We start from the raw sequence: 3317 nt of genomic DNA, 5'->3' as shown, positions 1-3317 counted from the left end.
GCTGCTGCCCGATGCGCCGCACAACAAGGACATGACGCGCTACTACCGCGAAGGCGCGCCGAACCTCAGGTACGACCAGGTCTGGTTCCCGATCAAGTACGGCGACAACAGCCGCTATGTGCACGTCGGCAACGTCTCGGACGGCTGCGTCACCGTGGTCGACCTGGATCGCTGGAACGACGTTCACGAAGCGCTGGTCAGCCACCGCGGGCCGGACGGGCTCAGCGTGGCCAAGCTCACCGTCCGGGGCACGCCGGAGAAGGCCCGATGAAGGCCTCGATGCGGCGGTGGGTGCTGTGTGCGGCTGCGCTGGCCGGCACGGTGGGCCTGCCACTGATCGTCTCTGCAGACGGCCCGCCGATCTCGGCGGAAGCCGCACGCGCGCTGGCGAACATCGAATCCGATCGCGGCAAGCGCACGGCCGAAGACCGGCGCGCCGCCGAGCGCTTGACCGCCGAGGGCGATCGCGCCTATCGCAAGCAGGACTACGACGCCGCGTACCGGGCCTACTTCAATGCCTACCCCAACTTCCCGACCGCGTACGCCTACCTGCTGGCCGGCGATGCCCGGTGGCGATCGGCGGTGCAGTTCCAGGAGCGCCGCGCCGGGCAGCCGGCACCCGACGGGTCGACCTGCCTCGAAGCGAACCATCGGTTCGCGCGCGAGCTGACGATGGACGTGGCGAACCACTACGAAGTCGGCCTGGCGCTGGCGCAGCGCGACAGCGCATTCCAGCGCAAGCATCCCGACCTGGCGGGCAGGGCGCGCGCCTCCGCATCGTGCCTRCAGGCGGTGGCCGCGCAGGCCGAGACGGCGGCGCCGCGCTCCTGCGTCGACATCCCGAGGCTGCGCGCCTGCCTGGGCGAGCCGCTTCTGAAGTGAGGCAGCCGCTGCCCGCAAGCTGCAGCGGCTATACGCCGAACACGGTCAGCAGTTGATCCAAGGTCGGGACGCGAGCGCGTGCTGCATCCAGCACGGCGCGCGGGAAATGCCTGGTGAAAACGGCCGGATCATGGGCCGGCAGGCCGAACAGTCGCTCGAACTCACGCTTGTGCTGCGGACTGCGGCGTTCTGCGGCGCGTCCCACGATGTCCAGCAACCATGCTTCGCAGCACGGGTCTGACTCGACGACCTGGATGGATTTCACCCTGGCCTTCTTGCGCACTGCATCGGTCCATCCTTCATCCGTGTCCAGCAAGGCGGCGCAAAGGTCGTAGGCGGCATTGGCGCTGGCGCGGACAGCGCACTCGACCACGTGGCCCGCTCCCTTGCCATGGGCATTCCTGATGGTGACGCTGAAGCCCTGGCCACCGTGGGTGTAGAGCTTGCGCAGGTGGCGCAGCAGCACTTCCTCCGCGTCGCCTTCGCCCATCAGCAGTGCGGTTCGACGAACGGTGCGAACCACCGGGCGAGAGCCAGTCATGCGCCAGGGCATCAGAGCTGCGGAACCGCGCCCAGCGCGCCTGCCATGTACTTGGCATAGAGGTTGTCGTCCGAGCGCAGGCCCTTGATGGAATCGCCGCGGTAGGCCTGGCTGACGCAATCGCGCTTTTCAACGAACAGCATCTGGGCCTTGCTCAGGATCGTCAACACGTGAGGGGCGTGAAGGCTGAAGAGCAGCTGGGCCTGGTGAGGGTTGGTCACGGGGCTCGCGAAAAGTGACAGCAAGGGCTCGAGCATGTGCGGATGCAAGTCGGCATCCAGTTCATCGATCAACGCAACGCCACCGGTGTTCAGCAAGGGAAGCAGGCGTGACAGGAGAACGAATGCCGCCTGCGTACCGCTCGACTCCTGATGGAAATTCAATCGATGAAGCTGGCCATCGGGCTTGGCATGCACGCCGAACGGCAACCACTGCTCCGACTTGCTTCCATCGGCCGGGTCGGTCTGCTCGAAGCGGCGCAGTTCCACATCGGTCAGTCCCAGGTCCCAGTCCTGGATCAGCGACGACATCTGCAGGTAGAGCCGCTGCTCGGAAGCGAAGACTTGTGCCGCTGAAGTCAGTTGTGCCGAATTGAACCGCCTGCCTCCCCGTGCATCGATGTTCGTGTTGAGGTTGAAGTTGGTGATGCGCTCGGCCACCTCCACGCTGTACTGGCGGGCCGTGGAGACAAGGGAGGCGTTTGGGCGCACCCTTGCCGCCTCTGCCGGCGGCATGCCGAAGCCCTGCTGCCTGACCTTGTAGCCATCCTGCGCATCGAGCTCACGTGTGAACACATAGTTGAAGCGGGTCTGCTTGCGATACAGCGCTTCAAAGATCACTCGCTGGGCCGTGGCATGGAGCTCGTAGCGCCAGAGCGTGCCCTCAACGTCTTCCGCTTCCACCTCGATCTCTGTGGGTTCTGCTTCGTGAGCGAAGTGAGGTTCCAGCGGAAGAGGGGCATCCGGCTTGGATTGGAAGGAGCGGGACATGAACCATGCGGCAAAGGCGAGTGGTTTCAGCACCCGCGTCTTGCCCGCACCGTTCGCGCCCATGACACCAAGAGCCGTGCTCAATCTCTGGCCGCTTTTCGGGGTGACCTCCCAGCCCCGCGATGCTGCCTTGTCGCTCAGCTTCAGCGACACCTCAGTGCGCTCGACAAAGCTCTCGAAATTCTTGAAGGCGTAGCTGTGCAACATGGCTTTTTGCTTCTGGAAAAAGCAAATAATGCCATCATTCAACAGGATTTTGTTGAAAGTCGACTTATGTTGGGGGCTGAATGCTCATCCCGGTCTGACATGCACCGCGACCCCGCCCAGCACCGCATTGCCCGACAGCGGGTCGCGCAGCGCATCGTCCAGCACCGCATTGAGGTTCGCGCCGGGGCGTTCGGCGGCCACCGCGAGGCGGGCCCCCGGCAGCGCATGACCCCAGCCGTGCGGCAGGCTGATCACGCCGGGCATCACCTCGTCGCTGACCTCCACCTGCACGTCGATCGACTGATCCCGCGCACCGGCGATGCGCGCCTGCCCGCCGTGCTGCAGGCCCCAGCGCGCGGCGTCCTGCGGGTGGACCAGCGCGGTGCAGCGGAACGGGCCTTTCGCGAGCGTCGGCAGGTTGTGCATCCAGCTGTTGTTCGAGCGCACCTGGCGGCGGCCGATGATCACCGCATCGGAAGGGCCGGTCCGCGCATCGGCGGCCACGCGCTGCAGGTCGTCGAGCAGGCGTTGCGGCGCCAGCTCGATGCAGCCCGACGGCGTGCGCAGCAGCCCGGGCAGGCGCGGCGCCAGCGGGCCGAGGTCGATGCCGTGCGGCGCAGCCTTCAGCCGGTCCAGCGTCAGGCCCGCGGGCCGGCGGCCGAAACCGTCGCCGAACGGCCCGCTGCGCAAGGCCAGGT

At 66.4% G+C, this 3317-nt stretch carries 5 protein-coding genes; 2 read left to right on the top strand and 3 right to left on the bottom strand.

The annotated features are described in order from the left end of the window. Together AC1D01_RS26340 and AC1D01_RS26335 are read left to right on the top strand one after the other, a co-directional pair. The coding region (locus tag AC1D01_RS26340) for a hypothetical protein (protein WP_477871629.1) at nt 1-271 on the top strand (271 nt) is incomplete at its 5' end. Continuing rightward, nucleotides 268-882, top strand: coding sequence for a hypothetical protein (locus AC1D01_RS26335; protein ID WP_477871627.1), 615 nt, complete (start codon nt 268-270; stop codon nt 880-882). The genes AC1D01_RS26340 and AC1D01_RS26335, both read left to right, overlap by 4 nt. A 28-nt stretch (nt 883-910) precedes the next feature. On the opposite strand, the gene AC1D01_RS26330 is transcribed toward AC1D01_RS26335, so the two are convergent. The 3 genes from AC1D01_RS26330 to AC1D01_RS26320 all read right to left on the bottom strand — a co-directional run. Beyond that, a complete protein-coding gene (locus AC1D01_RS26330) occupies nt 911-1435 on the bottom strand; it encodes a hypothetical protein (protein ID WP_477871625.1) in 525 nt (174 codons plus the stop codon). Then, on the bottom strand, nt 1435-2661 hold the full coding sequence (locus AC1D01_RS26325; RefSeq protein WP_477871623.1) for an AAA family ATPase: 1227 nt from the start codon (nt 2659-2661) through the stop codon (nt 1435-1437). Before AC1D01_RS26325 ends, AC1D01_RS26330 begins: the two co-directional genes overlap by 1 nt. Nucleotides 2662-2703: 42 nt before the next feature. Continuing rightward, nucleotides 2704-3317 (bottom strand): molybdopterin dinucleotide binding domain-containing protein (locus AC1D01_RS26320; protein WP_477871621.1); only part of this gene is annotated, 614 nt, incomplete at its 5' end.

The sequence above is a fragment of the Rhizobacter sp. P3_B12 genome (assembly GCF_056402895.1).
This window is presented reverse-complemented; position numbering and strand designations above follow the sequence as displayed.